14 protein-coding genes are annotated in these 14,614 nt (G+C 56.4%); 11 read left to right on the top strand and 3 right to left on the bottom strand.

The genetic code is table 11. The features are described 5' to 3' along the window. Positions 1–21: 21 nt before the first annotated feature. On the top strand, positions 22–789 hold the full coding sequence (mlaA, locus tag ACYAC5_RS13640; RefSeq protein ID WP_350260948.1) for a phospholipid-binding lipoprotein MlaA: 768 nt from the start codon (positions 22–24) through the stop codon (positions 787–789). A 47-nt stretch (positions 790–836) separates the two neighbouring features. Here mlaA and fadL read toward each other — a convergent pair whose 3' ends face one another. After that, the gene (gene fadL / locus ACYAC5_RS13635) at positions 837–2,120 is read right to left on the bottom strand and encodes a long-chain fatty acid transporter FadL (protein ID WP_192411452.1); all 1,284 of its coding nucleotides are present in this window, start codon (positions 2,118–2,120) and stop codon (positions 837–839) included. 359 nt (positions 2,121–2,479) lie between these two features. On the opposite strand from fadL, the gene ACYAC5_RS13630 reads away from it, so the two are divergent. From ACYAC5_RS13630 to sixA, 4 genes are all read left to right on the top strand, one after another. Then, positions 2,480–2,776 (top strand): YfcZ/YiiS family protein, encoded by a 297-nt coding sequence (locus tag ACYAC5_RS13630; protein WP_101763619.1) that lies wholly within the window; start codon positions 2,480–2,482, stop codon positions 2,774–2,776. Between the two features lie 166 nt (positions 2,777–2,942). Then, positions 2,943–4,253, top strand: coding sequence for an acetyl-CoA C-acyltransferase FadI (fadI, locus tag ACYAC5_RS13625; protein ID WP_192411453.1), 1,311 nt, complete (start codon positions 2,943–2,945; stop codon positions 4,251–4,253). After that, complete coding sequence (gene fadJ, locus ACYAC5_RS13620) at positions 4,253–6,382, top strand: fatty acid oxidation complex subunit alpha FadJ (protein WP_462061910.1); 2,130 nt, start codon at positions 4,253–4,255, stop codon at positions 6,380–6,382. The genes fadI and fadJ overlap by 1 nt, the downstream gene beginning before the upstream one ends. A gap of 195 nt (positions 6,383–6,577) precedes the next feature. Beyond that, positions 6,578–7,060: a phosphohistidine phosphatase SixA gene (sixA, locus tag ACYAC5_RS13615; RefSeq protein WP_101763719.1), complete on the top strand. Its 483-nt coding sequence runs from the start codon at positions 6,578–6,580 to the stop codon at positions 7,058–7,060. A gap of 53 nt (positions 7,061–7,113) precedes the next feature. Here the strand turns inward: sixA and smrB are convergent, their stop codons facing one another. After that, positions 7,114–7,662: an endonuclease SmrB gene (gene smrB / locus ACYAC5_RS13610; protein WP_101763622.1), complete on the bottom strand. Its 549-nt coding sequence runs from the start codon at positions 7,660–7,662 to the stop codon at positions 7,114–7,116. A 160-nt stretch (positions 7,663–7,822) separates the two neighbouring features. Between smrB and prmB the strand changes: the two genes are divergently transcribed. From prmB to ACYAC5_RS13580, 6 genes are all read left to right on the top strand, one after another. Next, positions 7,823–8,755: a 50S ribosomal protein L3 N(5)-glutamine methyltransferase gene (gene prmB, locus ACYAC5_RS13605; RefSeq protein ID WP_110866547.1), complete on the top strand. Its 933-nt coding sequence runs from the start codon at positions 7,823–7,825 to the stop codon at positions 8,753–8,755. A gap of 46 nt (positions 8,756–8,801) precedes the next feature. After that, on the top strand, positions 8,802–9,887 hold the full coding sequence (gene aroC, locus ACYAC5_RS13600; protein WP_101763624.1) for a chorismate synthase: 1,086 nt from the start codon (positions 8,802–8,804) through the stop codon (positions 9,885–9,887). Between the two features lie 5 nt (positions 9,888–9,892). Further along, positions 9,893–10,702 carry a penicillin-insensitive murein endopeptidase gene (gene mepA / locus ACYAC5_RS13595; protein WP_462061909.1) on the top strand — a complete coding sequence of 270 codons (810 nt, stop codon included), beginning with the start codon at positions 9,893–9,895 and terminating at the stop codon, positions 10,700–10,702. A gap of 8 nt (positions 10,703–10,710) precedes the next feature. Then, a complete protein-coding gene (locus ACYAC5_RS13590) occupies positions 10,711–11,508 on the top strand; it encodes a sulfite exporter TauE/SafE family protein (RefSeq protein ID WP_192411455.1) in 798 nt (265 codons plus the stop codon). Positions 11,509–11,575: 67 nt separating this feature from the next. Then, on the top strand, positions 11,576–12,121 hold the full coding sequence (locus tag ACYAC5_RS13585; RefSeq protein WP_101763626.1) for an elongation factor P hydroxylase: 546 nt from the start codon (positions 11,576–11,578) through the stop codon (positions 12,119–12,121). A gap of 30 nt (positions 12,122–12,151) precedes the next feature. Then, positions 12,152–12,433, top strand: coding sequence for a YfcL family protein (locus tag ACYAC5_RS13580; RefSeq protein ID WP_008101252.1), 282 nt, complete (start codon positions 12,152–12,154; stop codon positions 12,431–12,433). Between the two features lie 29 nt (positions 12,434–12,462). On the opposite strand, the gene mnmC is transcribed toward ACYAC5_RS13580, so the two are convergent. Further along, positions 12,463–14,475 carry a bifunctional tRNA (5-methylaminomethyl-2-thiouridine)(34)-methyltransferase MnmC2/FAD-dependent 5-carboxymethylaminomethyl-2-thiouridine(34) oxidoreductase MnmC1 gene (mnmC, locus tag ACYAC5_RS13575; RefSeq protein ID WP_192411456.1) on the bottom strand — a complete coding sequence of 671 codons (2,013 nt, stop codon included), beginning with the start codon at positions 14,473–14,475 and terminating at the stop codon, positions 12,463–12,465. Between the last annotated feature and the right edge of the window lie 139 nt (positions 14,476–14,614).

The raw sequence follows: 14,614 nt of genomic DNA, 5'->3' as shown, positions 1-14,614 counted from the left end.
GATCCGCACAGGGAGAGAAGAATGAATAACCGCCTGACCGGTTTGGCGCTAGCCAGCTTACTGCTGGTGGGTTGTGCCAACTCAAAACCGGCTGAAAATACGGAACCTGCGCAGCGCAGCGATCCGCTGGAAGGCTTTAACCGCACGATGTTTAACTTCAACTACAACGTGCTGGATCCGTATGTTCTGCGTCCGGTGGCAGTCGCCTGGCGCGATTACGTGCCGGTGCCGGCACGTAGCGGCATCAGTAATGTGTTATCCAACGTTGAAGAGCCCGCCAGCATGGTCAACGCCATTCTGGTGGGTGAACCGCGCCAGGCAGGCATCCACTTCACCCGCTTCTTCCTGAACACCGTGTTAGGGCTGGGTGGCTTTATCGACGTGGCAGGCAAAGCCAATCCGGCGCTGGCGCGTGAAGTGCCGCATCGCTTTGGTAGCACGCTGGGACGTTATGGCGTCGGTTACGGCCCGTATGTTGAATTGCCGGCCTACGGTAGTTTCACCATCCGTGAAGATGGCGGTGACTTCGTTGATACGCTCTATCCGGTCTTAAGCTGGTTGAGCTGGCCGATCTCGGTAGGTAAATGGACGCTGGAAGGGATTGAAACCCGTGCGCAGTTGCTGGATTCGGACGCCATTTTGCGTCAGCAGCAAGATCCGTACGCCTTTATTCGTAATGCCTACTTCCAGCGACATGACTTTATTGCCAACGGCGGTAAGCTGAAGCCGGAAGATAATCCGAACGCCAGTGCGATTCAGGACGATCTGAAAGATATCGATTCTGAATAAAACAAAAAGGCGACTCAATGAGTCGCCTTTTTTTATCAAGCTACGTATCAGAACTTGTAGTTAAAGTTCGCGCCGTACAGCCAGGCTTTACCTTCAGAGTTAAAGGTATACGGGCCTTCTTTGACGGTGACTTTCTGACCGTGCATGTAAGAAATACCCAGGTCTACGGAAGCATCTTCATTGAACGCGTAAGACGCACCGGCGCTCAGCCACAGACGATCCTGATCCGGTATAGAGATTGAACGCTTATCGGCCGGAACCGGGCTGTCATCAAAGGCGATACCGGTACGGAAGGTCCAGTTATCGTCGTAGAAGTAAGTGGTACCCAACGCGATACGGTAGGCATCGTGGAAACCTTCATCCTTATAGAACAGCGTCTGGCCATTGCTGCCGGTGGCTTTCAGCTCCTGGAATTGGCTCCAGCTGGTATACGTCAGGCTGTAGTGAACCGCCCATTGCGGCGCCACTTTATGCCAGCCTGACACTTCCCACATCTCTGGCAGATTCAAAGTCAGAGAACCCGGAATCGTGGTGCCGCTGGTGCCGTAAGGCAGGCCTAAAGCCAGTGCCTGCGGTGTACCGTTAAAGGCGGTGGGGATGTTGCTCTTGTAGTCACCATCAAAGTCGACTTTTACTTCTGAGCGGTAGGTAAAGCCAAAGCGGTTATTTTTATCCACTTCGTACAGGATGCCGGCGTTCCAGCCGTAGCCCCATTCATCACCTTTTAAATGCGCAATCTGGGTATCGGCTGGCAATCCTGCCACGGCACCTGCTTCACCTGCATAACGCTCAATTTTCGCTTTTGCGTAGACCGCATCAAAGCCGATACCGAAGCTGAAATTCTCATTCAGTCGATAAGCGGTGCTGATATTAAAATTACCGGTCATCAGGTCGGTTTTGCCGCCATAACCACCTGCGGTATAGCCGTCATTAAATTCGGTTGCTAAACCATAGTTTGAGGTCGCAGATGCACCAATCCACCACTGATCGTTAATTGGGTGCACGTAGTGAAGATTAGGGATCCACTGATTTGGGGCGATATTTTTGGCATCGAGGCTGCGACCTGTCGGGCTCTGACCGCTAATATCCACTTCGGGATCAATATAAACCGCGCCGATAGAGAAAGAAGGGCGATCCATTAATGCCATGGTTGCCGGGTTACGGCTGGCAGAGGCGGCGGTATCACCCATCGCACCTTCGCCGGAATATGCACGACCTAAACCAATTGCTGAGAATTCATTCAGTTGAAAGCCCGCGGCGTAAACATGTGAACAGACGAGCGTTACTGCAGCTGCCACAGCTGACTTTGCAAACAGGTTTTTATGGTTCATGACCACAACCTCATCCAGATTTATTATTTAACGTTGTTACGTCGCGTAACAAAGAGCGGCGAATTGTAGGGACTGATGGCAAAACCACATATCAGACCAGTGCGACGAGTATAGGTCCGACCTGTGTATTTGTTGCAATATTGTTTTTTAAATATTTCTGATTTGATCGATAAAATCAGATCTGCTTAACAAAATCTTAGCGGTTCGACTTAAACATAGCGTTCAATTTTGCTGTGGATCAATTTTTAGTGTGATATTCGTCACTTAGCGGCTTGATCGTGGATGTGAAAACGCAGCAGGCGTACACTTTGCGGCAGAAAATAATCCGATTATGTTGAAATTATCGTCAGGAGAGAATCATGACTGATGCCATTAAAAAGTGTAATGCCAACGAAACGGCGGCCTGCTGCTGTGTTGATGTGGGAACCGTGATGGATAACACCGATTGCACCGCAAGCTGGTCTGGCGTGTTTGCCGATCGCCATGCGGCGGAAGCGATGCTGGCGCATTTGACTGAGCGCGCGCGTCAGGTGGAATCCGATCCTTGCGATATTCGCGCGGATTTTGCCAATGAAGGCGACGCGGTGCGCCTGTCTATCGACTTCACCTTTGCCTGCCAGGCCGAAACCCTGATTTTCCAGCTCGGCCTACGCTAATCTCCCTGCTGCCGAAACCCCTTCGGCAGCCTTAACTCATTTTCGTGTATTCCCTCGCACTTTTTTCCTCTGCTTATTGGCTACTTAGCAACACTTAGTTAACACTGATGATCAGGTCAGACCTGTTTGGCAATGATGCCCCGGTCGAAAAATACAGGTGATTGCAATGAGCAAAGCGCAGCCGCTGCTGACGCGTCAGGGCGAACGTATCGCCATAACCCACGGATTACGCACCCCTTTTGCCCGCCAGGCGACCGATTTCCACGGCATTCCCGCGCTGGAGTTGGGGCGCATGGTGATCAGCGAACTGATGGCGCGCAGCGAATTACCGGTCGAGATTATCGATCAACTGGTGTTTGGCCAGGTGGTGCAGATGCCGGAAGCGCCCAATATTGCGCGTGAAATTGTTCTGAGCAGCGGATTAGGCGTGCATACCGATGCCTATAGCGTTAGCCGCGCCTGCGCCACCAGTTTTCAGGCGGTGGCAAACGTGGCGGAAAGTTTAGTGGCGGGCACCATCGATGCCGGCATTGCCGGTGGCGCGGATTCATCCTCGGTGCTGCCGATTGGCGTCAGTAAAACTCTGGCGCGTGCGCTGGTGGATCTCAACAAAGCGCGCAGCTTTAGTCAAAAACTCAGCATCCTGCGTCGTTTGCGCCCGCGCGATCTGTTGCCGGTGCCACCGGCGGTAGCGGAGTATTCTACCGGATTACGCATGGGCGATACCGCCGAGCAGATGGCGAAAAGTCACGGCATCACGCGTGAACAGCAGGACGCGTTAGCGCTGCGTTCGCACCGGCATGCGGCGCGCGCCTGGCAATCGGGCGTGTTAAGCCAGGAAGTGATGCCCGCATTTGTGCCGCCGTGGAAAGCGCCCATCGAGCAGGACAACAATATTCGCTTCAACGCCAGCGCCGCCGATTACGCCAAACTGCGCCCGGCGTTTGATCGTCGCCACGGTTCGGTGACCGCCGCCAACAGCACGCCGCTGACCGATGGCGCCGCAGCGGTGATCCTGATGCGTGAAGGGCGCGCGCGCGAACTCGGCATTCAGCCGCTCGGCTATCTGCGCAGCTATGCTTTTACGGCGATTGATGTCTGGCACGATATGCTGCTTGGACCGGCCTACGCCTCGCCGCTGGCGCTGGAGCGCGCCGGCATCACGCTCAACGATCTGACGCTGATTGATATGCACGAAGCCTTTGCCGCACAAACCTTAGCCAACCTGAAGATGTTCCGTGACGAACGCTTTGCGCGCGAGGTGCTGAATCGTCCGCATGCGTTAGGTGAAGTCAATGAAGAACGCTTTAACGTGCTCGGCGGATCGATTGCTTATGGTCATCCGTTTGCCGCTACTGGCGCACGCATGATTACGCAAACGCTGCAGGAACTGCGGCGGCGCGGTGGCGGATTGGGATTGGTCACCGCCTGCGCGGCGGGCGGCCTGGGCACGGCAATGGTTTTGGAGGCCGAATAATGAGCGAATCCGCCTTTCATTTACACATGCGCCTCGACCACGTCGGTGTGATCACCATCGATGTGCCGGACGAGAAGATGAACACGCTGAAGGCCGAGTTTGTGCCGCAGATCAAAGCGGTGCTGGACGAAGCTCGCAGCCATCAGCAGTTGGCTGGATTAGTGTTGATCTCCGGCAAGCCAGACAACTTTGTTGCTGGTGCGGATATCAGCATGATCGCCAACTGCAAAACGGCGCAGGAAGCTGAGGCGCTGGCAAAACAGGGACAAGATGTGATGGCGATGATTGCCGCGCTGCCGTTTCCAGTGGTGGCGGCGATTCACGGTGCCTGCCTCGGCGGCGGTCTGGAACTGGCGCTGGCCTGCGATGCGCGCATCTGTTCGCTGGATGACAAAACGCGCCTCGGTTTGCCGGAAGTACAGCTCGGTCTGCTGCCGGGTTCTGGCGGTACGCAACGTTTGCCGCGCCTGATTGGCGTACAGCAGGCGCTGCCGCTGATCCTTACCGGCAAACAGCTGCGCGCTAAACAGGCGCTCAAGCTGGGGATTGTCGATGACGCGGTGCCGCAATCAATTCTGCTGGAAACGGCGCTTGCGCGCGTACACAAAGGAAAAGGCGCACGGCGGGAGCTTTCGCGCCGCGATCGTTTGCTGCAGGGACCAATCGCGCGTCAGGTGCTGTTCTCGCTGGCGCAGCGGCAAACCCACAGCAAAACCCAGGGCAACTATCCAGCGGCCCAGCGCATTCTTGACGTGGTGCGCATCGGTCTGGAGCAGGGCAGCAGCGCCGGGCATGAAGCGGAAGCGCGCGCCTTTGGCCAACTGGCGATGACGCCAGAATCGGCCGCGCTGCGCAGTTTGTTCTTCGCCTCAACGGCCTTAAAGAAAGAGTCGATGGCCAGTGTCGAGCCGCAAGTGCTGAAGCAGATTGGCGTGCTCGGCGGCGGTTTGATGGGCGGTGGCATCGCCAGCGTTACGGCGCTGAAAGCCGGTTTGCCGGTGCGCATTAAAGACATCAATCTGGTCGGCGTGAATCATGCGCTGCAATACAGCTGGGATCTGCTGAGCAACAAGGTGAAGCGGCGTCAGCTAAAAGCCGCCGAACGTCAGCAGCAGATGGCGCGCATCAGCGGCGGCACCGATTACCAGGGGTTCAGCCAGCGCGATCTGGTGATTGAAGCGGTATTTGAGGATCTGGCGCTCAAGCAGCAGATGGTCAGCGAAATCGAAAGCCATTGCCAGCCGCACACCATTTTCGCCTCCAATACTTCGTCGCTGCCAATTGCTGATATCGCAGCCAAAGCCCAGCGGCCTGAAAACGTGATCGGTCTGCATTTCTTCAGTCCTGTGGACAAAATGCCGCTGGTGGAGGTGATTCCTCACGCCAATACCTCGGCGCAAACGCTGGCAAATACGGTGCAGCTGGCGCGTCAGCAGGGCAAAACGGCGGTGGTGGTGGCGGATCGTCCCGGCTTTTACGTTAACCGCATTCTCGCGCCCTATATAAATGAAGCGATGCACTGCTTGCAGGAAGGTGAGCCGATTGAGCATATCGATCGCGCTCTAGTGAAGTTTGGTTTCCCGGTTGGGCCGCTGCAGCTGCTGGATGAAGTGGGCATTGATGTCGGCAGCAAAATCAGCCCGATTCTTGAGCAGGCTTACGGTATACGTTTCAGCGCCCCCAACGCCGCGAACGCCATTCTGGCCGACGGCAGAAAAGGGCGCAAAAATCACAAAGGGTTTTACCTCTATCAACGTTCGCGCTGGCCGGGAAAACGCAAAGTCGATGCTTCCCTTTATTCACTGCTGAATATCAAACCGCAGGCGAGGCAGAGCGAAGCGCAGATCGCAGATCGCTGCGTATTGATAATGCTGAACGAAGCGGCACGCTGTCTGGATGAAGCGGTGATCCGCAACGCACGTGATGGCGATATTGCGGCGGTATTTGGCATCGGTTTTCCGCCGTTCCTTGGCGGTCCGTTCCGCTATATGGATCAGCGCGGCATTGGCGATATCGTCAAAGCATTAAGGTCATTAATGCAGCAGCACGGCGAGCGTTTTACGCCGAGTGAGGCGCTGATTGCAATGTCAGAACAGCAAACGAATTTTTACACTTCTGCACAATCGTGAATAGGCGCACAGATTCAGCGGGTTAGTCAGCGGGCCGTGCAGCGGTAAGCGCGGCACCATTCTGAGATATGCTTATTTAATAAACAACCGGTTGACTATACTGAAGCCATTGGGGTAAAACACACCGTTCATTCGCAGAATGAAGCGTCTGGTGCTGTGGTACCGGCCGATATCGACAAACAACAGCGGTGCTTTATGCAAGTTTTTATCATGCGTCATGGCGATGCAGCTCTGGAAGCAGCGAGTGATTCTGTTCGACCTCTCACACTCTGTGGCTGTGATGAATCGAGAGCGATGGCGAGCTGGCTCAACGGCAAAACGCCAGAAATTGATCGGGTATTAGTCAGTCCTTACCTGCGTGCCGAGCAAACGCTCGCCACGGTACGCGAAACCCTGAAATTGCCAGAAGGGCAGGATGTCTTGCCGGAACTGACGCCGGGCGGCGATCCAGGCATGGTGGCCTGCTATCTGCAGGCGCTGGCACAAAAAGGGGTTAAATCGGCGCTGGTGATTTCGCATCTGCCGCTGGTGGGTTATCTGGTGTCTGAACTCTGCCCGCAGGAAGCGCCGCCGATGTTCGCGACCTCGGCAATAGCCTGCGTAAACTTTGATGCAGAGGCCTGCGAAGGCAAGCTGGAGTGGCAGGTCAGCCCGTCAAAATTGGCTAAAGCGATGTAATTCCGCTCTATGGGCCGCTTACAAATGCGGCCCTATCCTTTTTACCGTAGCCTTTACGGCAGTTCAGGCGGTTGCCACTCTTCCACCTCAATCAACACCAGCAGTGCGGCGTCGCCGCCAAACATTTTCGGTGCCTGATGAAACGCCATCACATGCGGATGTTGTGCCAGCCACAGCGGTGTTTGCTGCTTGAGGATGTGTTTACCGTGCCCGGTCATCACGCTGGCGCAGAACAGATGTTCGCGACGACAGGCGGCAATCAACGCGCCGAGTTCCTGCTTGGCCTGCATCTGCGTTAAGCCATGCAGATCGAGAAAAATTTCCGGCGTGTAATCGCCACGACGCAATTTCTTCTGCTCGTAATGGCTGACATCCGCGCGCACGTAGCGCACCGGACCTTCGCTCGACAGCAACGGCTGAAACTCGTCTGAAAAATAATGGCTGTTATCGACCTGTTCTGAAAGCAGGCGTTTAAGCGGTACTTCGCGCGTTTTCACTACCGGTTTATGCACGATAGTGTCCTGTTTCAGCTTGCGGGTTCCACTCATTAACTGGCGGAACATCTCCTGATCGTCCTGGCTTAGCGGCGTTTTCTTACTCATGGCTCTGTGATTGGGTCAGAAAAGGCTGGTTAAACAGCCGGTGGCATACCTTAACCGTTACTGTTAACAAATGTCAGCTTTTTCGCCTCGCTGCGCTGAATTCTGCCCGGCTTCGTGGCACACTATCGGCCGATTGATTTTATGGCCTGCGGAGGGCTACGTGGACAAGATATTCGTCGATGAGGCAGTGAATGAACTGCACACCATTCAGGACATGCTGCGCTGGGCTGTCAGCCGTTTTTCGGCGGCAGGCATTTGGTACGGCCACGGCACGGATAATCCCTGGGACGAAGCAGTCCAACTGGTTCTGCCAACGCTGTGGCTACCGCTGGATATTCCAGAAGATATGCGCAATGCGCGCCTGACTGCCAGCGAGCGTCATCGCATTGTTGAGCGCGTGATTCGCCGCGTCAACGAGCGCATTCCGGTGGCGTATCTCACCAACAAAGCCTGGTTCTGCGGCCACGAATTTTACGTTGATGAGCGCGTATTAGTGCCGCGTTCACCGATTGGTGAACTGATTGAGAACCGCTTTGCCGGTTTGATCAGCGATTCGCCTCATCACATTCTGGATATGTGTACCGGCAGCGGCTGCATCGCCATTGCCTGCGCTTACGCCTTCCCGGAAGCGGAAGTGGATGCAGTCGATATCTCCACCGATGCACTGGCTGTCGCCGAGCAGAACATTGAAGAGCACGGCCTGCTGAACCACGTCACGCCAATCCGCGCCGATCTGTTCCGCAACTTGCCGCCGGTGAAATACGATCTGATCGTCACCAATCCACCGTACGTGGATGCGGAAGATATGGACGATCTGCCGAACGAATATCGCCACGAGCCAGAACTGGGTCTGGCGGCGGGCAGCGACGGCCTGAAACTGGTGCGTCGCATTCTGGCCTGTGCGCCGGATTACCTCACTGAGCAAGGCGTGCTGATTTGCGAAGTGGGTAACAGCATGGTGCACATGATCGATCAGTATCCAGACGTGCCGTTTACCTGGCTGGAGTTTGATAATGGCGGTGACGGCGTGTTTATGCTGACGCGCGAGCAAATCGTGGCGGCACAGCATCACTTCTCATTTTACAAAGACTAAATAAGAGGGCGAGCGCTCGCCCGCAACATCGCAACAAGGAACCAGCATGGCCGGAAACAGCATCGGACAAGTTTTTCGCGTAACCACTTTTGGCGAGTCGCATGGTATTGCGCTGGGCTGCATCGTTGACGGTGTGCCACCCGGCATTCCGCTGACGGAAGCCGACATCCAGCACGATCTCGATCGTCGTCGTCCTGGCACTTCGCGCTATACCACGCAGCGCCGCGAGCCGGATCAGGTGAAAATTTTGTCTGGCGTGTTTGAGGGCGTGACGACGGGAACCTCAATCGGTTTGCTGATTGAGAACACCGACCAGCGTTCACAGGATTACGGCACCATCAAAGATCTGTTCCGTCCTGGCCATGCCGATTATACCTACGAGCAGAAATATGGCCTGCGCGACTACCGTGGCGGCGGCCGCTCTTCGGCGCGTGAAACCGCGATGCGCGTGGCAGCAGGGGCGATTGCCAAGAAGTATCTGCAGATGAAGCATGGCATCGTGGTGCGCGGCTATCTGGCGCAGATTGGCGATGTGGCCTGCGAGCTGAAAGACTGGAGCATCGTGGAAGAGAACCCGTTCTTCTGCCCGGATGCCTCTAAACTGGAAGCGCTGGATGAGCTGATGCGCGGCCTGAAAAAAGAGGGTGACTCTATCGGCGCCAAAGTTACCGTGCTGGCAGAGAACGTGCCGCCGGGCCTGGGCGAGCCGGTATTTGATCGTCTGGATGCGGATTTAGCGCATGCGCTGATGAGCATCAACGCGGTAAAAGGCGTGGAGATCGGTGACGGTTTTGCGGTGATCAATCAGCGCGGCAGTCAACATCGCGATGAGATCCGTGCCAACGGTTTCCAGAGCAATCACGCGGGCGGCATTCTGGGCGGCATCAGCAGCGGCCAAACCATTAGCGCCAATCTGGCGATGAAACCGACCTCCAGCATCACCGTGCCAGGCAACACCATCACCCGCGAGGGTGAAGAAGTCGAGATGATCACCAAAGGTCGTCACGATCCCTGCGTCGGCATTCGCGCTGTGCCGATTGCCGAAGCGATGATGGCGATTGTGTTGATGGATCACCTGCTGCGCCAGCGTGCGCAAAACGGTGACGTCAACAGCAGCGTTCCGCGCTGGTAAACCCGATGATGCGCCGTCTGCTCATTATCTGTGCCGCGCTGCTATGCAGTGCGGCCGCCGTTGCTGCCACGCCGTGGCAGCAAATTCATCAGCCGATTGCCGGCAGCCCGCAGTCAATTGGCGGCTTCGCCAACGGCTGTATTGTGGGTGCGCAGCAGTTGCCGCTTAACTCACCCAATTATCAGGTGATGCGCCAGGATCAGCGCCGCTATTTCGGCCATCCCGATCTGATCGCCTTTATTCAGCGTCTCAGCACCCAGGTTCATCAGCTTCAGCTGGGACAAGTGCTGATTGGCGATATGGGCATGGCGGCGGGTGGACGTTTTAGCAGCGGCCACGCCAGCCATCAAACGGGTTTAGACGTCGATATCTGGCTGCAGCTGCCGAAAACCCGCTGGACGGCGCAGCAGTTGCTCAAGCCGCAGCCGCTCGATCTGGTTTCTGCCGATGATAAACAGGTGATTGCGCGTCACTGGCAGCCGCAAATCGATAGCCTGATTAAACTGGCGGCGAAAGATGATGAAGTGACGCGTATCTTCGTCAATCCGGCAATCAAAAGGCAGCTTTGCGCCGATGCTGGCAGCGATCGCGCGTGGTTGAATAAAGTGCGTCCGTGGTTTGCCCATCGCGCGCACATGCACGTGCGTCTGCGATGCCCGGCGGGGAGCCTTGAATGTGAAGACCAGGCACCTCAACCGGCCGGCGATGGCTGTGGCGCTGAGCTGGACAGCTGGTTCCTGCCGAAAAAACCAGGCAGCACGCCGCCGCCATTGCCGCCGTCTTGCCAGGCTTTACTTGATAAGCATCTTCTGTAGGTATTTCAATGGATTGGTTCGTTGTCAGCCCGCTGATTATCGGCGTGCTGTTTTTTGTGGCAATGCTGGCGGCGTTCATCGACTCCATTGCTGGTGGCGGTGGTTTACTCACCGTGCCTTCCTTATTGGCTGCTGGGCTGTCGCCGGCACAGGCGTTAGCCACCAATAAGCTGCAATCGGTCGGCGGATCGTTCTCCGCCAGCCTCTATTTCATCCGACGTGGTGCGGTGAATCTGAGCGAGCAGTGGCTGAATATCGCCATGACCTTCCTCGGCGCGATTGCTGGCACCATTCTGATTCAGCACTTACAAGCGGATGTACTGCGCCAAATCTTACCGCTGCTGCTGATCTGCATCGGTTTGTGGTTCCTGCTGATGCCGCGTTTGGGCGAAGCCGATCGCGAACGTCGTCTGCACGGTTTGCCCTATGCGCTGGTAGGCGGCGGCTGCGTCGGCTTCTACGATGGCTTTTTTGGTCCCGGCGCCGGCTCGTTCTATGCGCTGGCCTTTGTTACGCTGTGCGGCTTCAATCTGGCGAAAGCCACCGCCCACGCCAAAATCCTAAATTTCACCTCGAATTTTGGCAGTTTGCTGTTCTTTATGTTCGGCGGAAAAGTGGTGTGGGGCACCGGCGCGATTATGTTGCTCGGCGCCTTTATTGGCGCGCGCCTCGGCGCCAGGCTGGTATTGAGCCGTGGTCAGAAACTGATTCGCCCCATGGTAGTGATCGTTTCTGCGGTAATGAGCGCTAAATTGTTATGGGACAGTCACGGCGCAGAATTGATGGCCTGGCTGGCCACGCTGTAATCCAACACTCGTCAAGACCGGCTGCCAATGCGACAATGGCGCCGGTTTTTTTTTAAGATTAAAAATTATGAGTACAACACACCATTACGATCAGCTGATTACCATCTTTGATGGCTGTTTCGTTGACGATTTTCAGACCCGTCTAATTAAAGGCGACGACGAACCTATTTATCTTCCAGCGGATGAAACCTCACCGTGGAATCGCGTGGTGTTCGCGCACGGCTACTACGCCAGCGGACTGCATGAAATTTCCCACTGGTGCATTGCCGGTGAAGCGCGCCGCAAGCTGGTGGATTTTGGTTATTGGTATTGTCCGGACGGACGCGATGCGCAAACGCAGAGCCAGTTCGAATCGGTTGAGGTAAAACCGCAGGCGCTGGAGTGGTTATTCTGCGTGGCGGCGGGCTTTCCCTTCAACGTAAGTTGTGACAATCTCGAAGGCGATTGTGAGCCAGATCGCATAGCGTTTCAGCGCAAAGTGCATGCACAGGTGATGACGTATCTGCAGCAGGGCATTCCGGCACGACCAGCTCGCTTCATCGATGCACTGACGAATTATTACGGCACGCCGCCACTGACGGCGGCACAATTCCCTTGGCCGGAAGATCTGTAATCCGCGAAGGTTATAAGAAGAGAGGAAGAGATGATCGTAGAATTTGAAACCCGCATTCTGGCCCTGATTGATGACATGGTCGATCACGCCAGCGATGACGAGCTGTTTGCAGGCGGCTATCTGCGTGGTCATCTGACCCTGGCAGTGGCGGAGATTGAGCTGAGCGGTGAACACACGCCGGAAGCGCTGCAAACTCACGTCACCAACAGCCTGCAAAAAGCCATTGCTGCTGGCGAACTGTCGCCACGCGATCAGGCGCTGGTCACCGGCATGTGGGACAATCTGTTCCTGCAGGCACGTCAAACCGCTTAACGTCTCGGGGCGATCGCTCGCCCCGCAGATTATCGACCCGCTTTTTTACCCTTCAGCAGTTTTCGCACCCAATAGCGATTCGGACTCATCGCCGCCAGCGTGGCTGCATCCAGCGGCTGCGGTTCGCCGCTCATCTGCGCCGCCAGCACTTCGGCCGCCAGCGGTGCGCTGCACAAACCACGCGAACCTAATGCGCCCAACACAAACAAACCGTTATGCACCGGCGCATCGGCTACGCTTGCACCGCGCGCACACTGTTCTGGCAGATCGGCGTATTGCGTGAGTGTCGCTTCATAATCTGGCGCGCTGCCGCTCATCGGCAGATGATCGCGCGTGGCACAGCGCACGCCGTTGCGCGCCTGGTTATCGGACACATCAACCTGTTGCGGCCATTGGCTCTGCGGCAGACAGTTAATCAGCCGTTGGCGATTCTCCTGCTGATCGTCGGCGCGGAAATCTGTGGCGGTATCGCCGCGATGATAGCTGGCGCCGATGCAATGGGTGGCGAAGTTCGGGCTGACCGGCGTGAGATAGCCGTCGTAACACAGCACGGTGCGCAGCGCACCCAACGACGTATTAGTCGGCGCGTGGCTCACTTGTCCCGCCACCGCGTACACCGGCAGCGTTTTGCTGTGCTCAAGTTCCAGCAACGCGTGACCATTCGCCAGCACCACTTGGGAATGCTGCACCGGCGGCTGCTCGCTAAAGTGCAGCGTCCAGCGATCTTCATCGCGCGTTAATTGCGTGACGCGATGCAGCCAGTGCAGGCGTAATCCCCGCGATTGCGCGTACTCCAGCAGATTGCTGGTCAGTTGTGCAGGCGACAACCAGCCGCCTTGCGGATAAAAAATCCCGCCGACATCAAGTTCAACGCCCGCCAGCTGTTGCGCTTCTTCTTTATTAACACCGTACGCGATGTCATGCGGCAGTGCCATGTTGAGCATCTGCGCAATTTTCTCCGCGCTTTTATCATCCCACCCCAGCTGCAACACGCCGCTCCAGTCATGTTCAAACTCCACTGGCAGCCGATCGTACAGACGTCGGGCAAAACCAAAAGCGGCCGGGAAGAAGGTGGCCAGCGCGGGATCGTGCTGATTCAGCAGCGGATAGAGCGCGCCCTGACGATTGCCGGATGCGCCCAGCGCGGGCGCGTCATCGGCGCAGTAGAGCGTTACGCGCCAACCGCGTCGCAGCAGCGCCAGCGCCAATACTGCGCTGGCGACGCCGCCGCCAATCAGCGCCACTTCATTGCTGCCTGCCGGCGGGCGCGCATACCACGGTTGGCTGTGCGGCAATGCAGCGGCTTGCTCCAGCACGCCGACCAGCATTTCACGCTTGTGACCAAAGCCTTTGCGCTTCTGCATACTGAAACCGGCGTCCTGCAACCCGCGTCGCACAAACCCCGACGCGGTAAAAGTCGCCAGCGTGCCGCCCGGCCGGGCGAGGCGCGCCATCGCGGCGAACAGCGCTGGCGTCCACATCTCAGGATTTTTTGCCGGCGCGAAGCCATCAAGGAACCACGCATCCACCTGACGATTGAGGCTGTCATCAAAGGTGTGAATTAGCGCGTTAATATCACCAAGCCAGAGGTCCAGCGTGACTTCGCCGCCGTTGAACAGCAGGCGCTGACAACCCGGCAGCGCCTGCGGCCACTGCTGTTGCAGCTGTTCGGCCCACGGCTTTAGCTCCGGCCAATGGGCATGCGCAGCCACCAGATCGGCGTGCGTCAGCGGGAATTTCTCGCAGCTGATGAAGTGCAGACGCTGCAAAGTGGCGTTGGGTTGCTCATTGCGGAAGCGATCGAAGGCTTGCCACAGGGTGAGAAAGTTCAGACCAGTCCCAAAACCGCTCTCGGCGACAATAAATAAATCGCGTGAATGTTCAGCAAAACGGTGCGGAATATGGTTGCCATCGAGGAACACATAGCGCGTTTCCTCCAGTCCATTATCGTTGGAGAAATAGACGTCGCCGAACGCTCGGGACACAGGTGTACCCTGTTCATTCCAGTTTATTTGGGCGTGTTCAACCGGGGTTAATTTCACGGGAAAGGCTCATATTTCAGGCAGTGGCGCGAGTTTAGCGATAGACGTCACATGACGCAAATTTACAAAGGGAAATGGCTGATCGGACTTGTTCGGCTTACAACTGTACGCTAGAGTGCACCACATCCAAATATGTGGA

The sequence above is a fragment of the Pantoea sp. y20 genome, from assembly GCF_054903455.1.
This window is presented reverse-complemented; position numbering and strand designations above follow the sequence as displayed.

What these genes read in the sequence shown, in the direction of transcription:
- fadL (WP_192411452.1), bottom strand. Translation starts at nt 2,120, where the DNA reads ATGAACCATAAAAACCTGTTTGCAAAGTCAGCTGTGGCAGCTGCAGTA.
- ACYAC5_RS13580 (WP_008101252.1), top strand. Translation starts at nt 12,152, where the DNA reads ATGATCGTAGAATTTGAAACCCGCATTCTGGCCCTGATTGATGACATG.
- mlaA (WP_350260948.1), top strand. Translation starts at nt 22, where the DNA reads ATGAATAACCGCCTGACCGGTTTGGCGCTAGCCAGCTTACTGCTGGTG.
- sixA (WP_101763719.1), top strand. Translation starts at nt 6,578, where the DNA reads ATGCAAGTTTTTATCATGCGTCATGGCGATGCAGCTCTGGAAGCAGCG.
- ACYAC5_RS13585 (WP_101763626.1), top strand. Translation starts at nt 11,576, where the DNA reads ATGAGTACAACACACCATTACGATCAGCTGATTACCATCTTTGATGGC.
- aroC (WP_101763624.1), top strand. Translation starts at nt 8,802, where the DNA reads ATGGCCGGAAACAGCATCGGACAAGTTTTTCGCGTAACCACTTTTGGC.
- mepA (WP_462061909.1), top strand. Translation starts at nt 9,893, where the DNA reads ATGATGCGCCGTCTGCTCATTATCTGTGCCGCGCTGCTATGCAGTGCG.
- fadJ (WP_462061910.1), top strand. Translation starts at nt 4,253, where the DNA reads ATGAGCGAATCCGCCTTTCATTTACACATGCGCCTCGACCACGTCGGT.
- ACYAC5_RS13630 (WP_101763619.1), top strand. Translation starts at nt 2,480, where the DNA reads ATGACTGATGCCATTAAAAAGTGTAATGCCAACGAAACGGCGGCCTGC.
- smrB (WP_101763622.1), bottom strand. Translation starts at nt 7,662, where the DNA reads ATGAGTAAGAAAACGCCGCTAAGCCAGGACGATCAGGAGATGTTCCGC.
- ACYAC5_RS13590 (WP_192411455.1), top strand. Translation starts at nt 10,711, where the DNA reads ATGGATTGGTTCGTTGTCAGCCCGCTGATTATCGGCGTGCTGTTTTTT.
- fadI (WP_192411453.1), top strand. Translation starts at nt 2,943, where the DNA reads ATGAGCAAAGCGCAGCCGCTGCTGACGCGTCAGGGCGAACGTATCGCC.